Source organism: Paenibacillus sp. FSL R10-2199, from assembly GCF_038000235.1.
GTDB lineage: Bacteria > Bacillota > Bacilli > Paenibacillales > Paenibacillaceae > Paenibacillus_AQ > Paenibacillus_AQ phytohabitans.
The window spans coordinates 3,353,995-3,370,513 of record NZ_JBBOBO010000001.1; the positions used below are offsets into that span (position 1 = coordinate 3,353,995).

A 16,519-nucleotide genomic window follows, 5' to 3' on the forward strand; every position below is an offset into this window, starting at 1 on the left:
AGAATGTTGTAGTATAATGCTCAATTATATCTTCGGTAGCGAATGTTATGGATACAGCAAGTAAGCTAATCCCGGCGAATACGTTCTGCATTGCCAATCCGGACAGCCTGTCTACCAAGGTGCTCAAATCGTTTAACCGAGATAAGGTCATGCTGGTTGAGGGCTGGTGGTAGTTCAGGCAGAAATGTGCTGGGAATAAATTAAACCTAAACATCAAGGGAAATAAGAACGGGTTATCCATTAGTTAGACTGCTTTCAACAATGCTCCAGATGTAATCATTATGGCAACGGAAAAGCCCCGCCGGTAGAAATACTGGTCAGCGGGGCTTTTTCGTTTACATCTCAAATTCTTCTTCCGGCAATTCTTTTAGTGCTCCAATTCGATATGGACTACCTTCAAAAGTACCAACTACTAGCCCACTGACGTCCTTACCAATTCAATGTCTTCTGCGGATACGATCAGATTGAATAAAGGCCTTTGCCTGATTGTATCCAGCAGTGCGGAGCATGGATGTTTAAGCATTGCATTGTGTTTGGGCATGCTTTATTATGAAGTCTCCTGTTAACAACATTCAACACCCAGGTTACTCTTTCTTATGAGGAGCGTGGCTACACCTTAATGTAGTTCACCGAACACATTTGTCTCTAAAAAAATTGATCTTACATATTTTAACGATGAACATAGATTTTCTCCGTTCTCAATCTGAGTTTTAATGACATAATTGATTTGACCTAGTTCATGTTTTTCTTTTATGATATCTGAAAACTGGATTTCTAGCATAAAAAGCGAATTAATTGCCCCTGACAAAGAATTTCGAAGAATTTTTCCGTCTAAAAAACTTCTCATCACTCGACCGGCTTCATCTCGTATATTACTGAGAACAACTGCTCTTTCAACTGTTTTACGCACACTAGTTTCCTCCTGCGTATGCTCGCCAGCTTGTTGTATCGACTAAAACGTTTATGTTATGATTGGATGGAGAGCAAGGGCTGATACTCTTACTTTCCGGGAACCTATTTACGTTTTGCCAGGGGGCAGCGTTTGTTTGGTTCCTTCTTTTTGTCTATTAGCAGCAATATTGAGGTAATGGAATTGAATAATTGCTGTAAAGACGTTACCCAATCTTTCTTGTTACCATCTCCTTTCCAGATGTAATATATATCAATATCCTGATATAAAAGTATCACTTGATAATATATAAGTCAATATAAAATATTGGCTTGTTGATATTTTGTATTACTTAGTTTATGTTTATTCGAGGAGGTTTGTGAATGATAAAAAATAACTTGAGTGAGATACTAGGACGGCAGCGCTTGAAAGTTAGAGACGTGGTCCGTGGTACAGGACTGGCTATAAATACTGTGTCAGGACTTTATCATGATACTTCCAAGCGCGTCGATCTAGACACTCTAGACAAGCTGTGCACGTTTCTAGGAGTTAACGTAGGAGAAATATTAGAGCATGTTGAAGAGCCGTCACAGGATTAACTGGACGGCTCTTTTTATATTAGGCTTTAGCGGGAAACGCTGGAAATAAAAAACCACCTGCCATGTGGATGGAGGGATCAGAGATAGTAAAGCATTTAGATTCTAATACCTAGCTCATGGAACTATTCTTCTATGGGAGGAACCTGTTTTATTTGTTCGATTTCATCCCGTAATGGTTGTTCGGACGTGTCTGAGAATGCGATTCACAAAGAAGCAGATTGTTAGAAATTCGGTATATATAATTCAGTTTAGTTTTTTTAATTCCTCGAGCCCAGGAGGAACCCCATAGATCAATCCAGCCTCTTGCACCGTGAAATCCTCGTGCTTGGACTCATAGAGTAACTCATCTGGCATCAACAATTCTACAGCGAATTGGTTCGCTTCCCGTTCAATACGATCCACAGAATAAAAAGTATGTCTTCGGAGAAAAGGTGTATTTACGTTGGGATGTAAAATGACATGTCCTAATTCATGAGCACAAGTAAAACGCTGATCTTGCTGAGAGGCAGTGCTATTAATATGTATCATTTGTACTCTGCGACTGGAATTATAATAGCCCAACATATCACCCAACAATTCAAAAAGAACCAGTACGTTCTTCTGGGATGCAATCTCAAAAGGGTCATTAGTCCTGTACTTCTTGATCAGTCTGCCTACTGTAGTTTTGATCATGCTGCTCCCTTTCCTGATTAATTCCTGAATTTATTTGGTGTGAATTTTTGTTTAGATAATTCTCTAGCTAAACGCAAGGAATTTTCAAGTGAAATCGCAAATAAACGCTTGGTTTCCTCATCCATCGGCTCCCCATTAAATGCCAAGGCCTTATTGGATTCGAGATCAGCCAACAGACGATCAAAATCTTTACCAATGTCTTTTTCATCTTTTTTGGAGAGAACGTAATACTTCGGTTCAGACTCTATCGCAGGTTCTGCCTCGCTTAAATATCCTACAGCTCTCATCAATTCATCACTATCCACATCTTTCAAATAAGGGGCTAATGCTTTCAGATTCTCAGGTGTCACCTTATGCTTGCCTGATTCTATTCGATTTACCGTGGAGTGACTAATACCAGATTTCAATGCCAGTTCTCTTTGACTCTTGTAGCCGCTCTGCTCTCTTAATTTAGCAAAGTAGATTCCGAACTCTTTTAAGTTCATATTGTATCACCCCACCATAGTGTAACAGAAAGTGTCTCAAGGTTGAAACGAAATTTTGTATCAAACGTGAAATTTACTGTTGCAAGCGTGTTACAAAGTTGGTATATTGTTTTTGAGTCGCATTAAATACATAAGATGGTAAATATGAGATTTATTCTGAATCGGATATGATCCTTCTAATCCAAGCAGTGAGTATGGATCGAGCGGCATCTGCAAGATATAGGAATTCTATGATAGACAGGAGCAGAAGAAGAATGGGGAGGCTATTACGTATTGCTCAGCGGATGGTGTTAAAGTCTCAAGAGATGGAAGCCATTAGGGAAGAGCGGCGGTCTTTATTTTCAGAAATCAAAAAAAATGATCAGCAGATCATCCAGAAGCATTATGAAATGGAGTTTATGCGACTTGAAAGTATGTATTTGAAGCAAGAACAGATCCAGGAACTAAAAAATAAGTTGGGTGTATATGATATGCCCGTCTATCAACAGCAACTTGACCGTCTTGAAGCGATCACAAACCAGTGTATATCGTCCATACTCAAACGGCTTTTTGAAGGAGGATATGGTCAGGAATTAAAGAAACGTGGACTTTTTGGAGAATAGTACATAGGTTTGCATTCGTTTTCTTTCAAGATTGATTTCAAGGTGAATTCCTTCACAAAAGTTGTTTGTCCGATTTCCACCGACATATGAGTTCTCTCAGTATGTAGAGATTAAAAAAATGAAAAAAACAGGAGGTGATTCGGTGAATTCCCGTGTTAATCCTCAACCAACTGATGGTCACATCAGAATATCCCATGAAATACACCGAGAGCTGATCCGTCGGAAGTTTTCTAAGCGACAGCGTGATGTCATTGATTTTATCCTGACGTTGAGCTGGGGATGTGGAAAATCATCGGCAATTATTCCAGAATTAAAAAGTTTTGAAGAGGCTGGTATTCGTAAGAATCATATTCGGGTGGTACTTGAAGGTTTAGTCGCGGAGAATGTGATTATTTGGGATGAACTTTTGAACATTTTTCAATTCAATAAGCATTATGATCAGTGGACAATTCAACCTATCTCCAATTCTGCCAAGAGACTCAATGAGTTGATCAATCTTAATCTAGCTAGACCTTCATCAAATTTACTAAAACCATTACTTCCTGAAAAGGGTATTCAGACCTCTAATGTGGAAGTGAGTTCCCATATAAGTGATCGAGTTACGGAAAAGGAAACTGGGTTACCTGAAGAGGGCTCTGGTTCCACCAAAAATAGCGATTCTGCTCCTGATAAAGATGTCGGTGTTCAGAAAGGGAATGCTACTACTAGTTCCCAAAAGAGGAATTCGCCAGTACCCAAAAAGGGAACAGTCATCCGTAGATATCCTAGTCATATCAAGAGTTCCATCGTTTCTAAAACTAGTATTAAAACTAATCTTAAAAGAATTAAAAGAACAACTAGAACTAGAGCAGACATTGGTGTGTCTAAAAACGGAGAATATTCATTTCAAAGCATTATTCTAGATTATGAAAATAACTTTACTGCAGGGAAAGAAATTACTCCTTTCGAGGAAGAGGATTTACAAACTTTGTTTGAGGATTATGGGGGCGAGTGGTTCCACTATGCGATGAGAGAGGCTTATCGTCTCGGACCGGAGAAAAGGAATCTAGCCTACGTACGGGGCATTCTGAGAGGCTACCGTAAACGGGGGGGCATGGATAAAAGAGAATCTAGGAAGCATAGCGATGCTTCTAAAGCAACAGTAACACCAAGAAACTATAACAAAACTCAGTATCAAAGAGGCAGTAGCAGAAAGCCGAAGATCCCTATTCTTGTGGACAATGGCAGTGGATATATTCCTACTCCAGTTGAAATGGCTGAAATGATGCGTAAGGCACAAGAGATTAAGGAGTCCAAAGATTTAAAGCGAGCAGTAGTGAGCCACAGATGAAGAATTAGTAAAAGTTATTTATGAATCTAACTTGGAAGTAGATAAGGCTTCCGAGAGGAGACATTATGCACTTAAAACCGAACATACGTACTCTTTTGTGGGTTTGCGTAGGATTACAGGTCAGTGAAGAAAGGGGAGAGATGGCAATTGATTTGCCTTCACTGCGGAAATAACTGCTATGAATTAGGTGAGTATGCATTCCAATGCTTGGTCTGTAACAAGGAATTTAAACAAGGATCTTGGAATTTCGAGTTAGAAAAGACAGAGAGCTTACCGAGAGGAGAGGGTGGAGGAATGAAGAACGTTCAAGTTACAGAGCTTAACATTTCGATGGTGCCCGTGGATTGGTTATTTACTCGGTATCAAAAACTGGAGAAATCTAGAAAGAGTACTTCTTCGCCTGCCGTGCAGCATGAACTAATGATCATTAAAGAACATTTGAAGAAAACGGATAAATCATCAGTCCATCATCGCGAAGATGAAGTAGAACAAATTGAAATGAATATACCCGTAGCCATTCGGCAGCAATACGTATCCATAGTAGAGTATCGATTGAAACAATATTATCAGTCGAATAAGCGAAAACATTGGCTAAACGCAGAGCTTCAGAAAGTTAAACCGCAGGAGCCTAAATTTACAGCTGAAATGGAACTATCCGGAGTCAGCGGCCATTCTGGACTTCCGCACTCTTCTACCGAGCATGCAGTCATGAATATGTTTGATAGAATTGAGAGAATCCAAGATGAAATATGGGAGGTTGAGGATCAGTTATATCCCATGGAAAAAGCCTTGCGTAGCCTTGATCCTGATCAACTTATGCTGATTGAAGCGAAGTATTTTTGCCGGGAAGAAGAGTTAGACGAGTACCTCATGAACAAATTCAATTGGTACCGAGCAAAGTATTATCAGGTGAAGAAAACTGCTCTTATTCTACTAGCCCAGTCCCTGCGGATTATCTAGAGACCGTTCAGGACTCTAATAGATTTCAACTACAGGACAGAAAGGATGAATCGTATGGAATCTGATTATCCCGTATTCAATGCAGCGCAAATGCTCAGATTTGTAAATGAAGATGCTTATCTCAAATGGACGTATGTCCATCTTTTGATAAAAGGGCATGCCTCTGAAACAGCATTAGAAGCCCTGTTTAACGGAAATATATTGGAAGATACCGCCATGACTGATGAGTATGAGTTATATGCCAAAAAGGGAGATAAACACTAATGCCACTGGAGTACAAATGTCCCCTGTACGCAGGGGACATCTTTGAAGGAGAGGTGCAAGGTCTCTATGTACAAGCACATGTATTCTCAGAGCCATCCTCGTATGGCATATCCGAAGGTCGAATCAGTCAGTTGACCTTGTATCCGAATCAAAAAAAGAGTTCAGTAAACGTCTGGCCAACTATGACCGAGGCTGGGATGGTAAGCCCCCGGAAGATAGCACGACTCGTGCAGTTATCGAAGCAGCAGTTCGGCAATTTGATGATCAAGCGGTGGATTGGCAGTTTGAGGCTTTGAGTTAGATTGGGAAAAGTCGAACTGATTAGGAGGGAATTATGCAGTTGGGGCTGTTTGAACAAATGATTCTGTGTCGTGTATTAATGGAAGCAGATTATAAAGAAGTCTATTATGCACATTCGAATGATGGATGCCATGTTTTCATACGGATATCGGTCTGGTCGCTGTTGATCGGGAAACGGGGAGTTTCGATTCCTAAAATTATAAACAGATGTTTCGATAAGACCGGGTGTGATGAATGGTTGATGCGAACTTCGCAGTAGGGAGGGAACGGTGAGAAAACTCAGCCTATCGCGGCAGCTCTGAACGAGAAAACAAAGTCATAGACTGCCGCTATGTTGTTAAACTTTTTCCGTCAGTTCAGCCCACACCTTTCCAATTCTTAATTATGTGCTTCCAATTGGGGGGCAACTCAAAATCCTTAAGATGCTCAAACTCAATTACTTCTACCGTCCCCATATTGTCAATCATGAAGGAAATAAGGTCAGTTCCAACATCAAGATGTGGACCGATATAAGGTGATACTGTTACATTGACGATGATATGGGAATCTTGATATCCAACCAATACATTCAATGGATCAAGAAATGGAGCAAACGTAGGTTTTTCAATCAGTTTATCCTTGTAATAAATATCTAGTTGTTCTTGTATTTCGGGTGTTAACAAAGTGAGTATGACCCTATATGGGTCTGCATTCGTTTTAGCGTAAGCTGTTTGAATTGTTGCCAAAAAACAAATTATGCTCAAAGCACATGTCAATACATCGCGTCGCATGGAGATCGCCCCTCAGTTTTTTAAATAATATGCCCATACGACATCTAAACTAGCCTGCCCGTTAACTTAATGAAGCCTTTTCATCGAGACTCATAGTGAGAGTTGCTCAGTACGATGCGAAAAGCGAAGGTGGCTCATAATGAAAATGAATTCAAAGGAAGCGAAATTGCATGGGTAAAATTTATTATACGGACGGGATAGATAGTTTTATAGCGCTCGGTTCGCATAGTGTCTTAAATCTTAGAAATTTCTATTGATGAAGCCAGAAAGCGCGTTGAATTCGCACAAAAACATAACAGCAATGATATTAAAAGCCTTGGAGAGGATCAGCTGGACGTAATGAATATTAGACGTAAACTGTTCAGCAAAGAAAGGAGGCAAAACGAAATGTTCGCTTTACGAATTTTAAGTCCAAACAAGAGGAATATCCAACTGCAGATTCGTGCGCCCTCTGATTCCTTGTTACAATTACGTTTGCAGCTAATTCGATTGTCATTCCCGACTGATCACATAGCGCTTTAAGTTGTCTGAACACTCCAGCATCGGCATAGTTGTCATTAATAGGTTTATATTGTAATGTTATTATATTACCATATATATCCATATAAGGGATTTGGTAAAAAATTGAGATATCAACACAAAATTGGAGGGAATGAAAAAGAAAAAGAGTTTATTAATTGCTACCGAGGCTCTTAACTGACTGTTAGCCTCTATGCCTGGGACACCGTTTATGAAATTAGAAGAATGGGGCAAGGCCATCCCTTATTAGGTGAAAATGGAACACACCTTCCAGCTACTCCTAAACCAGAGATATGAATTGAAGATATTTATTTTCGGTACCCACACCGGAATCTATGCTGGAGGCAAAGCTCCCGAATCTTCTTCACCACTGTCTGTCTGTTCTTTCCCCGCAGCTGCTTTCCAGCGGTAGTAGGTCGCTCTTGCAATTCCGAGCCATGTATTAGTGAAACCTTCTTCCAAGATGGGCTACTATACAATCCAACGTATGCTTTCTTCAGGCGCAACAGGCATGGTTTCATCTGAACGGGCAGGATAGAGCAATAGCGACAGGTCCTATCCCAGTAGTTCTTTGGCTCCGTTCATCATTAAGGGCATAGTCTGTTTAACGAATGATTCCGCACTTAATGGATGCCCCTCATTGTTCCAGACGTAAGCAGAACCATACATCCCCCAACTTAACATGATAGAAGCTGTATTTATTAAGAAGTGCGCGTTTGGACTCGATAGCATCTTGTCTTTGTCTATAAAGGAAAGAAGTATCGTTTGAATTTTTTCCTTTATTTGAATTTCGAATACAGATCCAAGCGATGTATACCTTCTTTTGCACATTGTGCTTAGACCCTTGTGAAAATCACACACACCCAGAAAAATACTCTGAATTGTTTCTTCATTTAATACTTCGTGACCATTTATTCTACGATTTATGATTGTCATAAATGATTCCATTAGTTTGGCCTCAAGAATTTCGAATTTATCTACAAAGTGCGCATAAAAAGTCGATCTGTTAACAGTAGCCCGCTCTGCAATATCCCTAACGGTTATCGATTCAAAGTCTTTTTCTTGAATTAATGAAGCAAAAGCGTCTTGAAGGAGTCGCCGTGTACGTATCACACGAGGATCAGCTTCATTCTTTTTAATTGTCATCGTTAAGATCTCCCCTAATAAAACGACATTATAGAAATGATGTTGTCTATCCAACGGTTTATGGTTATTGATGATTGCGTACCATTCGGTTGGTATTATAACATATAAATGCAACAAGTGTTGTTCAAACTACTAATGTTGTATTGAAACAAAAAGCAGAATGCTGCTTTTCCAAAAGGAGGAGAGAACCATGTCGGTTTCACAGCCATCACTAACGATGGAGCACCAACTTTTTTTTGATGTTATTGGAGAACGCCGGTCGGTTCGTAGCTATGATCCCGAGATCAAGATTTCGCGGGAGGAATTGACCGACATGTTGCGGCAAGCCACGCTGGCTCCTTCAGCCGCTAACCTGCAGCCGTGGCGTTTTCTCGTTATCGACTCGCCGGAGCTGAAGCAGAAGCTGCTTCCGATTGCATTCAATCAACAGCAAGTGGTCGAGGCTTCGGCTGTCGTTGCGGTACTCGGAGATTTGGAGTGTTATACATTGGCCGAGAAAATTTACGGAATGGCTGTCGAAGCGGGTTACATGCCTGAAGAAACGGCTAAATCGTTCGTGGAACGCTATATCGGGATGTATTCGAGCATGCCGCCCGAGGCCATCCACGAAAAAGTTTATACCGACGGCGGGTTAGTATCGATGCAACTCATGCTTGTCGCCCGCGCTAAAGGCTACGACACGGTGTCGATGGGCGGTTACGACAAACAAAAGTTCATGGAAGCTTTCCGAATATCAGAACGCTACGTTCCGATTATGCTGATCGCCATCGGCAAGGCGGCGAAGCCCGGTCATCCGACGGTGAGGCTGGCAGTCGATGATGTGGCTTTCTTTAACGAAATGCCTAAGGAATAAATAAATGTAAAAGACCTTGGCGTCCGTATAAACAACGGCGAGCTAAGGTCTTTTACAGGTTCTACGCATCAGATATTAGCAGGATGGTGCTAGATTCGATTTGGCGACAATAACTTGAAATGTGTCTTTTTTGTTCTGTCTACTTAACAGGTTTATGACCACAAATCGGCCATATCGCCGATAACGCCTTAGCAACAGCTTTATTATTGGCTTTGAATGCTTTCAATTGAGGCTGCACGGGCAGGCTAGCACGGCAAATACTTTGCTGTCGTAACCAGAGAAGTAGGAGCACTCGCGGTGCAAGCAGCTGATTCAGCAAAGCAAGTCACTACACTAATCGGCATACTTTACTGTTGTAAAGGGTAAATAAGGGGTTTTGATTATTATTTACCTAAAAAGGGAGTGGTAATATGTGACAAAAGTCGTTAAGTGAATATTAAAGGCTCCAGAGTTAATGACTGATCATTACAATAAAAAAGTAGAATTTTGATTTTGAAATGATAGTGAGCACCACCCATTCTTGTATGTTCCAAAAAGCATGCTTTTTGAGACAGCCGAATGACTGGTCAATAGTTCGTTTCAAAAAGCCATAAAATCAGTTTTGGAACGTCTCAGTGATTCAAGGGATCATTTGAGACGTTTTTTCTACTAGGAGGGGTCTCATTGAAGATCGCATACGGGAGAGTTTCTACAAAGGAGCAAAATGTAGAGCGGCAGCTTTTGAAGTTCCGGGAATTAGGGATTGAAGAGCGGTTTGTTTTTGTGGATAAGCAGAGTGGTAAAGATTTTGATCGTCCACGTTACCAGGCGATGCGGCTCATGCTGCGGGAAGGGGATCTGGTTTATGTGGATGCCCTAGACCGGCTAGGCCGGGATTATGACGGTATCATTGCGGAGTGGAAGTATATCACGCGAGAGATCGGCGCGGACATCGTATGCCTGGATAACGAAATACTGTTCGATTCCCGAAAGTTTAAGACAATGGGAGACTTCGGAAAGGTTATGGAGGATCAGTTTCTTAGCCTCCTGGCATACGTGGCTGAACAGGAACGGAAGAAGAACCGTTCAAGGCAGGCAGAAGGCATAGAGGTAGCCCGGACGGAAGGGGTTACTTTTGGCCGACCCAAACGTGAGATTGACAACACATTCATTGAAGTATATGAGACGTGGAAATCCGGTGAGTTTACTGCAACGGAAGCGATGAGAAGGATCGGCATGAAGAAGCCTACATTTTATCGTAGAGTGAAAGAATATGAGAACACTTTATAAACAACATGTAGAGGCTATATTATACTCATATAGCCTCTACATGAAAACATTAAATTAGCTTACCCAAACCATATATAAGATTTGTCCATCTACATACTCCTCATCAGCAAAAATATTAAGAAAGGGTTGATTGTGATTTAGTGTTTTTCCTCGTATAAGCTTGAAAAGTAACGCGTATGCTAGTTTGGGATCACCAGTAATATAGCCTTCAAATTCAATCCCTATTTTATTATAAGGACCGCCATTGTAAACCCATTCTTCTGCTTCACGTAATGTATCAAAATTAATCATTTCTTTAAACCAACGAATGTTTTTTTTGCTTGCCCTTTTATTTTCTTCTTCGATGAAATGAAAAGAGTTATCATCTGTGTTACCATCGCTCAAATTAAATCCTCCTTGCTAAATAAAAAAGTATATAAGAATTATGATTTTAGTTTTATGGAACCAAGCATGAAACTGATACTAGCCCTCTAGCTCTATCGCTATCAATCTGAAAAGTAATACCTACACTGTCACCTGATTCAAGGTATGAATTTCCCCCGAAATTGTTTCGGTAAGTCGATATACTCCCGTGAAACATATAGTTGGAAGGTTCTGTATGTTCGGGATAAATATTTGCTCCGTTTAAGAAATGTGTAAGTCCAGAAGCTGTAGTAACACTACCATTTGCTGCTTTGACCTTGACAATTGGTCCAAAAGCAGCTATTCCTGCTGGGGTAAGTGTCAATCCCCAAGCTAAAACCTTATTAAAAGAATACTGTGATATAAAATTTGTAAGTCCAAGGTTTCCCCAGGTACTTGCACCACAAGATTTTATATCATTGGTATTGAAATATTGTAAAGGCAGAGAATTACTTTCGTTATTTTGTATATCGGAACTAGGATTCAATATTTCAAAATGTGTTCCTGTTTGTTCGTTTGGTTCTGCCGCAGCCAACAGTCCGAATGAGGAGAAGATGAGCACCAATGTCAAAATTAGTGAAAGTAAATATTTTGTTCTTTTCATGCCATACCTCCAAATAATTTATTTTATTCCTTGTTATGGAAACATTGTGACATATATTATATAAAATTTCAAATATATTGGTATAAATAGGACGTTTGTCCCAGTTAATTTACTAATATGTTTTTATAAATCAATATAATAAGGGAATCTTTGTTCCCTTGGTGCGTAGCTACAATTTATCAATGTATATTAGGATAGCTATGTAGAAGGTGCTCAAAAAGCAATTGCCGATGAAACTGTAGATTTAGTAATTTCTGACCCACCGTATAATTTGAATTTGGAGGAACAACTCAAACTAAGAATAAGAAACCTCGTTTTCAGTTTTCAGATTTTTCCCAATGACAACCTGCCTTTTTTAGACTACCGCAGATTTTGTCGTGCTTGGCTAAAGCAAGCTTATCGAATCTTAAAACCAGGATGCCTTGTATATATCTTTATCGACTGGCGCACATACCCGGACATGGTTCGCTGGCTTAAGATTACCGGATTTACGATCAAGAACTGTATTGTTTGGGACAAGAAGAATATGGAGATGGGTTGGCAATATCGATACCAGCATGAATTTATTATTATGGCAGTGAAAGGTACGAAGAACGTTCGACGAATACGTACACGGAGTCAAACAGATATATGGCAGATCCACGCATTCCAGGGAATCAAACTATACATCCTACAGAGAAGCCGATAGATATGATGAAGCGAATCATTGAGAACAGTAGTGTGGAGGGGGAGTATATTGTTGATTTCTTTGCAGGGAGCGGAGTGGTACCGGATGCTGCAGAAACCCTGAATCGCCGGTGGGATGCTTTTGAAGTTGATCCGGGGGGGGGGCATGCTGTTTCTAAGGAAAGACTGAGGGGGGAACGTACATAAAATGAAAAAACCTAGAAGGATTCCCAAGTCTGGAAGTCCTCTAGGTTTTTTTGAATTCATATGATTATTTCTTTACTCGTAATAATAAAACATAGATAAAAAGCACAATTATTACTAATGTTGGCCAGATAAGAGGTTGCATAAGGTTGCCGATAGGCATGGAACTGACGAGAGAAATGATATAGTTCATAAGAGCAATGCCTATAAATAGAACAGTGTTGAACAATAAAAAATGCATTAATATTTTTGTGTTTTTTCGATTGTGAATATAAATAACCGTAAAAGTAATAAGGAAACTAACGAAAAAAATAATTTCAAATGTCGATATCCACGTTCCAAGCTGTTTAATGGAAGCGAACTCTTCGGGAGTGATATCGTTCTTTGCCGATAGATAGAATGATTTATTTAATCGATGTCTTTCCAAGAGTACATAAGTATAATAAACAATTGTCATTAAAATGATATATCCACTGGTCATTTTTACGTTCTTATTGGAGAAAGAAATCAATGTATCCACTCCTTAAGACTTAAAAGCTAAAATACTAATTATATTATTTTAGCATACAGGAGCTAATTTTGCATTGCTGATGGGTATGCGTTAAATGAATCTGTATAACTTCCAAAATCGAATGTTTCGATACCATTAGTGCCTCCAGGAAAAGGAATGCTAAGACCTGCTTTCATTTGGTAACTTGCAACAAACGTTGCTGTGTAGCCAGAATAGTAGCTATGAGTATTAACATTATTAAGGGATGCAGCGAATGCTGCTCCGAAATTCGCATATAAATTAATGGTTGGGCCTTGAATCGAAATTATTTGAAAGGTATTTCCATATGAAAATTGACCGGAAAGAGTTGTGACCCATTCTTTTGTCCATTTTCCCGTAGTATCAGAAGCAATATGATAAAACTGCTTTGAAACATTATCACCCATAGCCGTTACCGATAATGCTAAACCTTTAGCTTCATTTGCTTGATGATATTCTGCATAAGAAACAGATAATTTTTGCTCGAAAATGAATTTTTTTATTTGATTATATTCTCCTTTTTGATAACGGTCGGTAGCAAAGTCAATAAAGGTTTGTGTAACATCCGCCCCGTTCGCATCAATTACTTGGAGATTACTTAAATTTTCAAGCGCATTCGTGAGATAATCGGTGAATAATTGGCTAGTTTCGCTTGTTGATTCAAGAGCACTAATTTCTTGAATCGAGCTAGTGCTCTGCTCTTTAGAAGAATCTTCAGCTGCAAAAATAGTAGCTGTATTGATAGAAATTATTAGAGTGAATAAAGTTACAAAGCTTAACATTTTTTTAATCATTAGAATATCCTCCTCGATTTTTAAATATATAATTGTACTGAACCGTATTCCCTTTATAAAATAATTGATTCGCCTCGATTCTATAAATGTAATAAATTTCCTTGTCTTAGCATAAACTTAATTCCTTATATTGTAAATAAAAGTTTTTTATTACCTTTATGATAACAATTATGTTGGACAAGAATAAATGACTTTCAAGTTCACAAAATGTCCAGGGGACGAAAAGTATCGACATAGATAGAGTTTTGGTTGAACATCTAACCATCATAAATTTATTTGTGCCGTGAGAGGGAAATTACCCATACTTTTTCAGAACATTCTTCGAACGTTCGGCTTGCCTCCATGAGCTATGATCATATAGTAGACATATTGCTCAGAGGAGGTAGGACATCATTGCATATTGTACTTGTAGGCGTAAAGCCAGAAATCAGTGATCCCCATTTTAAGTTTCATGTATGCGGTACGTTTGAGGAAGTTAAGGAAAGCTCCTTGATCCTGATGCCGGAATACGTCCTGATCCATGAGGAAGAGGCTCGTAGCCTCTTACCGTTAGCGGAGGAGATCCCCGTAAAGTTTGTCGTGATTAGTGAGGCAACCAGCCTCTCATCGACAGCAATACGAAGCTGGACCGCACTGGGCGCTTCGGACGTATGGTCGAACGATAGCTGGCAAGAGAAGCTACTAGAAGTCCATCATCTGGTGGAGACAAATCCTCAACAGATCGCATTGCCTGAAATGAACTTCAGTCGAACAGGGGAACGGATCGTTATCGCTGTAGGCAGTGTGTATGAAGGGGCTGGCAGCACGCATACAGCGCTTCTCATTGCCCACTATTTAGCTCGGTATGCAAAGACCAAAGTAGCGGTGTGGGAAGGCGGGAATCATCCGTGTTTCTCTTTCCTGGAGTACATCAAGGAAGGCGATTTCTCGAATCATCCTCGTTATGAATTGAATAATGTGTCTCTATACAAGGCAGAGGTATCCGAGTATTGGATTGGATCGCTGATGAGCGACTACCGTTATACGGTGCTGGACTTAGGGAGTTTACAGGGCAGCAAGCAGGCTGACCTATTTGTACAAGCCAGCGTACCTGTCCTGGTCGGTTCCGGCAGTGAATGGCGGGTAAAGGAGCTGATCTCCTTCTGCCGGGAGCATAGCCGAGTGCCGCAGGAATACTGGCGGATTGCTTTGCCACTGGCGAACGAACCGAATCGGGAGATGGTGGCGGGATGCTTAAGCGGCAGGCCCGTTTTTGCAGTTCCAAATCATCCAGATCCGTTTCATCCCCAGGCGGATACAGATGAATTACTGGAAGGCCTCTTATCTCCGATTTTACAAAAACAGAAAAAGCGGGGACTTGGCCGGTTTTTCTAACGGAAAGTTCAACTCAATCATTGCAAGACCTGAACTGCTTCAAGCGTTGAAGCGGTATTTTGTGCTGTTCGGAAAGGAGGTGAAATTGAAATGAATCGACAAGGACATATAGGACTAGCCATACTTGCAGGCTCGGCAGTGCTCTATGTTACGCCAGCCCTGTCCATACTACCTGCTGCCGTATTGATTGCCGCTGCGGGCATCGGCGGGCTGCTGCCGGATCTGGACCATAAGACCAGCACCGTTAGTAATAAGCTCCAGTTCTCTGCAAGGACGCGAAAGAAACTGAAGGCATTGTCCATTCTATCGCTAGGGATGGGAATATTGTGGTTTGTCCTGCAGCAGCCGATGTCCTGGCTATGGGCAGCAGCAGCCCTGATCCTTGCCTTAGCCTCTCGACTACGCATGCTCCTATTAAGTGGACTCGGACTACTGCTTATCACTGGATATGAGATGTACAACCTGCATTGGCTCACGCTGCTTGCTGGCGTTGCTTTGTTGGTAATGCCTTTCGTCAAGCATCGCGGGATCATTCATAGTCCAGAGTTTGCCGGTGCCTTGAGCCTTGGCGTAGTCTCTTTTACCGCGACACAGCCGGTTTTGCTCCAGGCGCTCGGCTTAGGCTTGCTGGCCGGGTGGTGGTCGCATTTGGCGGGGGATGTCGTGACAGTGGAAGGCATTCGTTCCGTTCTTCTCCCACGGCTGAAGGTGGCGCTGAATCTGCTGCGAAATGGCGGGGCTGGCGAGCGGTGGATTGCAAGAAGCTGCTGGCTCTGCAGTATCGCACTTTGGCTGATGATATTCTATTGATAACGGAAGGGAAGAGAAAAAATGAAAATCAAAAAGACCGGGACCCTCATTATGATGGTCCTGTTTAGTATGTTCATGTTGCCCATGCTGGCGTATGCAGACGATAACAATCCAATCACAAAGATCAAGGAGAAGATGAAGTTTAATTGGAAGGTGCTAGACGGCCTGGATTTTGTATTTACCCCGATTGGACTCGTGATCTCTTTACTGACGATAGCCACGCTGGTGTTTGTGGTCGTCCGGGTGATCATCAAGCTGGTCAAAATCAGTACCGGGAAAGGCACCATCAAGGATAAATGGTTCTGGATTGAAGCAGGCCTCATTGTATTTATCGTGTTCCTGTTCATCAGTGGAGCCTTCTTCAGCTTCCTGGAAAATATCTATAACTGGACATCCACACAGGATCTTGGAGGTGGAAAATCAGCCTTGTGGATTCAGCCGGATATTCGTAAATTAAGGGGCTAATGCAAAGATGGAC

22 protein-coding genes and 1 pseudogene are annotated in these 16,519 nt (G+C 40.9%); 15 read left to right on the forward strand and 8 right to left on the reverse strand.

Translation table 11 applies throughout. From position 1 onward, the window contains the following. Positions 1-47: 47 nt before the first annotated feature. Positions 48-173: a hypothetical protein gene (locus NYE33_RS14485; RefSeq protein ID WP_341066279.1), complete on the forward strand. Its 126-nt coding sequence runs from the start codon at positions 48-50 to the stop codon at positions 171-173. A gap of 443 nt (positions 174-616) precedes the next feature. Here the strand turns inward: NYE33_RS14485 and NYE33_RS14490 are convergent, their stop codons facing one another. Continuing rightward, positions 617-910 carry a hypothetical protein gene (locus NYE33_RS14490; protein WP_341066280.1) on the reverse strand — a complete coding sequence of 98 codons (294 nt, stop codon included), beginning with the start codon at positions 908-910 and terminating at the stop codon, positions 617-619. Between the two features lie 362 nt (positions 911-1,272). Between NYE33_RS14490 and NYE33_RS14495 the strand changes: the two genes are divergently transcribed. Next, positions 1,273-1,488: a helix-turn-helix domain-containing protein gene (locus tag NYE33_RS14495; protein WP_341066282.1), complete on the forward strand. Its 216-nt coding sequence runs from the start codon at positions 1,273-1,275 to the stop codon at positions 1,486-1,488. A gap of 243 nt (positions 1,489-1,731) precedes the next feature. Here NYE33_RS14495 and NYE33_RS14500 read toward each other — a convergent pair whose 3' ends face one another. Together NYE33_RS14500 and NYE33_RS14505 are read right to left on the reverse strand one after the other, a co-directional pair. Next, positions 1,732-2,160, reverse strand: a complete 429-nt coding sequence (locus NYE33_RS14500; protein WP_171720090.1) for an ImmA/IrrE family metallo-endopeptidase — start codon at positions 2,158-2,160, stop codon at positions 1,732-1,734. Positions 2,161-2,177: 17 nt separating this feature from the next. Continuing rightward, a complete protein-coding gene (locus NYE33_RS14505) occupies positions 2,178-2,645 on the reverse strand; it encodes a helix-turn-helix domain-containing protein (protein WP_341066284.1) in 468 nt (155 codons plus the stop codon). Between the two features lie 254 nt (positions 2,646-2,899). On the opposite strand from NYE33_RS14505, the gene NYE33_RS14510 reads away from it, so the two are divergent. From NYE33_RS14510 to NYE33_RS36515, 6 genes and pseudogenes are all read left to right on the forward strand, one after another. Beyond that, entirely contained in the window at positions 2,900-3,247 is a 348-nt protein-coding gene (locus tag NYE33_RS14510) for a hypothetical protein (RefSeq protein ID WP_341066286.1), read from the forward strand. Between the two features lie 142 nt (positions 3,248-3,389). Next, a complete protein-coding gene (locus tag NYE33_RS14515; protein ID WP_341066288.1) occupies positions 3,390-4,577 on the forward strand; it encodes a replication protein in 1,188 nt (395 codons plus the stop codon). A gap of 294 nt (positions 4,578-4,871) precedes the next feature. After that, positions 4,872-5,537 (forward strand): hypothetical protein, encoded by a 666-nt coding sequence (locus tag NYE33_RS14520; protein WP_341066290.1) that lies wholly within the window; start codon positions 4,872-4,874, stop codon positions 5,535-5,537. A gap of 54 nt (positions 5,538-5,591) precedes the next feature. Next, positions 5,592-5,801 (forward strand): hypothetical protein, encoded by a 210-nt coding sequence (locus NYE33_RS14525; RefSeq protein WP_341066292.1) that lies wholly within the window; start codon positions 5,592-5,594, stop codon positions 5,799-5,801. Next, positions 5,801-5,899, forward strand: a pseudogene (locus tag NYE33_RS36510) (DUF7678 domain-containing protein); the annotation flags it as partial. The gene NYE33_RS14525 and the pseudogene NYE33_RS36510, both read left to right, overlap by 1 nt. Positions 5,900-5,973: 74 nt before the next feature. Continuing rightward, positions 5,974-6,102, forward strand: coding sequence for a DUF7678 domain-containing protein (locus NYE33_RS36515; RefSeq protein ID WP_445669811.1), 129 nt, complete (start codon positions 5,974-5,976; stop codon positions 6,100-6,102). A gap of 355 nt (positions 6,103-6,457) precedes the next feature. Here the strand turns inward: NYE33_RS36515 and NYE33_RS14530 are convergent, their stop codons facing one another. Together NYE33_RS14530 and NYE33_RS14535 are read right to left on the reverse strand one after the other, a co-directional pair. Further along, entirely contained in the window at positions 6,458-6,871 is a 414-nt protein-coding gene (locus NYE33_RS14530) for a DUF3888 domain-containing protein (protein WP_341066294.1), read from the reverse strand. A 1,074-nt stretch (positions 6,872-7,945) separates the two neighbouring features. Next, on the reverse strand, positions 7,946-8,536 hold the full coding sequence (locus NYE33_RS14535; RefSeq protein WP_076160308.1) for a TetR/AcrR family transcriptional regulator: 591 nt from the start codon (positions 8,534-8,536) through the stop codon (positions 7,946-7,948). A gap of 190 nt (positions 8,537-8,726) precedes the next feature. Between NYE33_RS14535 and NYE33_RS14540 the strand changes: the two genes are divergently transcribed. Together NYE33_RS14540 and NYE33_RS14550 are read left to right on the forward strand one after the other, a co-directional pair. Further along, positions 8,727-9,389 (forward strand): nitroreductase family protein, encoded by a 663-nt coding sequence (locus NYE33_RS14540; protein ID WP_341066296.1) that lies wholly within the window; start codon positions 8,727-8,729, stop codon positions 9,387-9,389. A 663-nt stretch (positions 9,390-10,052) separates the two neighbouring features. Next, entirely contained in the window at positions 10,053-10,658 is a 606-nt protein-coding gene (locus tag NYE33_RS14550) for a recombinase family protein (RefSeq protein WP_341066298.1), read from the forward strand. Positions 10,659-10,712: 54 nt separating this feature from the next. Here NYE33_RS14550 and NYE33_RS14555 read toward each other — a convergent pair whose 3' ends face one another. Together NYE33_RS14555 and NYE33_RS14560 are read right to left on the reverse strand one after the other, a co-directional pair. Further along, the gene (locus NYE33_RS14555) at positions 10,713-11,042 is read right to left on the reverse strand and encodes a hypothetical protein (protein ID WP_341066299.1); all 330 of its coding nucleotides are present in this window, start codon (positions 11,040-11,042) and stop codon (positions 10,713-10,715) included. Positions 11,043-11,094: 52 nt separating this feature from the next. Continuing rightward, on the reverse strand, positions 11,095-11,664 hold the full coding sequence (locus NYE33_RS14560; RefSeq protein ID WP_341066300.1) for a hypothetical protein: 570 nt from the start codon (positions 11,662-11,664) through the stop codon (positions 11,095-11,097). Between the two features lie 277 nt (positions 11,665-11,941). On the opposite strand from NYE33_RS14560, the gene NYE33_RS14565 reads away from it, so the two are divergent. Beyond that, positions 11,942-12,352, forward strand: coding sequence for a DNA methyltransferase (locus tag NYE33_RS14565; protein ID WP_341068669.1), 411 nt, complete (start codon positions 11,942-11,944; stop codon positions 12,350-12,352). Between the two features lie 5 nt (positions 12,353-12,357). Further along, a complete protein-coding gene (locus tag NYE33_RS14570; RefSeq protein ID WP_341068672.1) occupies positions 12,358-12,537 on the forward strand; it encodes a DNA methyltransferase in 180 nt (59 codons plus the stop codon). Positions 12,538-13,107: 570 nt separating this feature from the next. Here the strand turns inward: NYE33_RS14570 and NYE33_RS14575 are convergent. Next, the gene (locus tag NYE33_RS14575; protein ID WP_341066302.1) at positions 13,108-13,857 is read right to left on the reverse strand and encodes a hypothetical protein; all 750 of its coding nucleotides are present in this window, start codon (positions 13,855-13,857) and stop codon (positions 13,108-13,110) included. Between the two features lie 393 nt (positions 13,858-14,250). Between NYE33_RS14575 and NYE33_RS14580 the strand changes: the two genes are divergently transcribed. The 3 genes from NYE33_RS14580 to NYE33_RS14590 all read left to right on the forward strand — a co-directional run bounded on the left by NYE33_RS14580 (position 14,251) and on the right by NYE33_RS14590 (position 16,506). Beyond that, positions 14,251-15,231: a hypothetical protein gene (locus NYE33_RS14580; RefSeq protein ID WP_341066304.1), complete on the forward strand. Its 981-nt coding sequence runs from the start codon at positions 14,251-14,253 to the stop codon at positions 15,229-15,231. Positions 15,232-15,321: 90 nt separating this feature from the next. Next, entirely contained in the window at positions 15,322-16,041 is a 720-nt protein-coding gene (locus NYE33_RS14585; protein ID WP_341066305.1) for a metal-dependent hydrolase, read from the forward strand. Positions 16,042-16,062: 21 nt separating this feature from the next. Further along, positions 16,063-16,506: a hypothetical protein gene (locus NYE33_RS14590; RefSeq protein ID WP_341066307.1), complete on the forward strand. Its 444-nt coding sequence runs from the start codon at positions 16,063-16,065 to the stop codon at positions 16,504-16,506. The last annotated feature ends 13 nt before the right edge of the window (positions 16,507-16,519 follow it).

Bases quoted from the DNA above. Each gene is read 5' to 3' on its own strand.
- NYE33_RS14485 (WP_341066279.1), top strand. From the start codon at position 48: ATGGATACAGCAAGTAAGCTAATCCCGGCGAATACGTTCTGCATTGCC.
- NYE33_RS14495 (WP_341066282.1), top strand. From the start codon at position 1,273: ATGATAAAAAATAACTTGAGTGAGATACTAGGACGGCAGCGCTTGAAA.
- NYE33_RS14500 (WP_171720090.1), bottom strand. From the start codon at position 2,160: ATGATCAAAACTACAGTAGGCAGACTGATCAAGAAGTACAGGACTAAT.
- NYE33_RS14505 (WP_341066284.1), bottom strand. From the start codon at position 2,645: ATGAACTTAAAAGAGTTCGGAATCTACTTTGCTAAATTAAGAGAGCAG.
- NYE33_RS14510 (WP_341066286.1), top strand. From the start codon at position 2,900: ATGGGGAGGCTATTACGTATTGCTCAGCGGATGGTGTTAAAGTCTCAA.
- NYE33_RS14520 (WP_341066290.1), top strand. From the start codon at position 4,872: ATGAAGAACGTTCAAGTTACAGAGCTTAACATTTCGATGGTGCCCGTG.
- NYE33_RS14525 (WP_341066292.1), top strand. From the start codon at position 5,592: ATGGAATCTGATTATCCCGTATTCAATGCAGCGCAAATGCTCAGATTT.
- NYE33_RS14530 (WP_341066294.1), bottom strand. From the start codon at position 6,871: ATGCGACGCGATGTATTGACATGTGCTTTGAGCATAATTTGTTTTTTG.
- NYE33_RS14535 (WP_076160308.1), bottom strand. From the start codon at position 8,536: ATGACAATTAAAAAGAATGAAGCTGATCCTCGTGTGATACGTACACGG.
- NYE33_RS14540 (WP_341066296.1), top strand. From the start codon at position 8,727: ATGTCGGTTTCACAGCCATCACTAACGATGGAGCACCAACTTTTTTTT.
- NYE33_RS14560 (WP_341066300.1), bottom strand. From the start codon at position 11,664: ATGAAAAGAACAAAATATTTACTTTCACTAATTTTGACATTGGTGCTC.
- NYE33_RS14570 (WP_341068672.1), top strand. From the start codon at position 12,358: ATGAAGCGAATCATTGAGAACAGTAGTGTGGAGGGGGAGTATATTGTT.
- NYE33_RS14575 (WP_341066302.1), bottom strand. From the start codon at position 13,857: ATGATTAAAAAAATGTTAAGCTTTGTAACTTTATTCACTCTAATAATT.
- NYE33_RS14585 (WP_341066305.1), top strand. From the start codon at position 15,322: ATGAATCGACAAGGACATATAGGACTAGCCATACTTGCAGGCTCGGCA.
- NYE33_RS14590 (WP_341066307.1), top strand. From the start codon at position 16,063: ATGAAAATCAAAAAGACCGGGACCCTCATTATGATGGTCCTGTTTAGT.